The 1,192-nt window shown below is 62.3% G+C and carries 2 protein-coding genes; both read right to left on the bottom strand.

Translation table 11 applies throughout. From position 1 onward, the window contains the following. Positions 1 to 124: 124 nt before the first annotated feature. Positions 125 to 931, bottom strand: coding sequence for a transporter substrate-binding domain-containing protein (locus tag EN893_RS34755; protein WP_127269241.1), 807 nt, complete (start codon positions 929 to 931; stop codon positions 125 to 127). An 85-nt stretch (positions 932 to 1,016) separates the two neighbouring features. After that, positions 1,017 to 1,192 (bottom strand): arginase family protein (locus EN893_RS34760; protein ID WP_206640245.1); only part of this gene is annotated, 176 nt, incomplete at its 5' end.

The following is a 1,192-nucleotide window of genomic DNA, read 5'->3' on the forward strand; positions in this document are numbered from 1 at the left end:
CGGCACCCAGGATGCTGAGCAGCGTTCCGGCCAGCGTGGTCACGGCGATCAGCAGGATCGTCGTGGCCGCGCCGTGCGCGATGTCGCCCAGAGCACCCGGGAGCCAGGCAAAGGCCACGGAAACTCAATCCTTGAGGTTTTCGGGATTGAGCGGCGTCTTCAGCCAGGTTTTCGAGCTTTCATCCAGCTTGCCGTCGGCCAGCATCTTGGCGATGGCATCGTTGACCGCCTTCTTCAGGCCGTCCTCATTCTTGTTGAGGCCGATATGCGAGGGCGAGGTCAGAAGCTGGAACTTCTGCTCCGGCTTCAGTGCGTCCTGCTTGGCCAGCACCTGCGCGCCGACATCGTTGCCGACGACCATCAGCTGCGTCTGGCCGGAGATGAAGGCCTGGATCACCGAATTGTAGTTGTCGAAGCGCTTGATGTCGGCCGACGCCGGTGCTGCCTCGGTGAGCGAGGTATCTTCCAGCGTGCCACGATTGACGGCGATCGACTTGTCGGCGAGGTCTTCCTTGCCCTTGACCGTCAGAGCCGCCGGACCGATCACGGCGATGTAGTAGGGCGCGTACGCGGCGGCGAAGTCGATGACCTGTTCGCGTTCCTTCGAGTAGCCGACGCTCATCAGGATGTCGACGCGCTTGTCGTTCAGATACGGGATGCGGTTCTGGCCGGTGACGGCGATGGGGTTGAGCTTCACCTTGAGCGTATCGGCAATGTATTGCGCGACATCCATGTCATAGCCCTTGAGGCTCATGTCGGCGCTGGCCGAGGAGAAGGGCGGGAAATCGGCGAAGACGCCGACATTGATGGTGCCGGCCTTGGTGATGTCCGCCAGCGCATCGGCGCTTGCGGCTTGTGTGGCGAAGCCGAAACCGGCGGTGCCAAGCATCAGCACGGCGGCGATGGAGGCAAATGTCTTGCGGATTGTCATTGTTATTCCCCTGTCTGGACGCTTGTTTGTTGGATACGGCCGCCGGCTCCAGCGCGGCGGCCGCCTTCGTTCGGATTGGTAGAGGTCAGGATCCCTTGCCGGTGACAGCCGGGCTGAACACCATCAGGCTCAATATCTCGAACAGCACCTGTGCGGCGGCGTGCGCCGTGTTGGTGGTCGCGTCATATTGCGGCGCCACCTCGACGACGTCGCCGCCGACGATGTTGAGACCCTTGAGGCCGCGCAGCAGTTCGAGCACTT

This window comes from Mesorhizobium sp. M7A.F.Ca.CA.004.04.2.1, from assembly GCF_004022825.1.
In the GTDB taxonomy this organism is placed as follows: domain Bacteria; phylum Pseudomonadota; class Alphaproteobacteria; order Rhizobiales; family Rhizobiaceae; genus Mesorhizobium.